This is a genomic window from Rhizobium sp. SVR5-9E, from assembly GCF_056755095.1.
The window spans coordinates 1-244 of record NZ_JBNDHS010000631.1; the positions used below are offsets into that span (position 1 = coordinate 1).

The 244-nt window shown below is 47.5% G+C and carries 1 protein-coding gene; it reads right to left on the reverse strand.

All coding sequences use genetic code 11. The features are described from left to right. Positions 1 to 244 (reverse strand): MBL fold metallo-hydrolase (locus ACPYOJ_RS36340; RefSeq protein WP_481420534.1); only part of this gene is annotated, 244 nt, incomplete at both ends.

A 244-nucleotide genomic window follows, 5' to 3' on the forward strand; every position in this document is an offset into this window, starting at 1 on the left:
GCATATTCTTTCCACATGCAGAACCTGCTCCGTGCGCGGGATAAACCGTAATGCTGTCGTCAAGCGGCATAATCTTAGTCTGCAGACTGTCGTATAGAATTCCGGCAAGATCTTCCTGGCTTAGGTTAGTGGCTTTCTGGGCAAGATCCGGTCTTCCTACGTCTCCTAAAAATAGGGTATCGCCGGTAAAAATAGCTGTTTCCACACCGTTTTCGTCAATCAGAAGATAGGTGGTGCTTTCCAT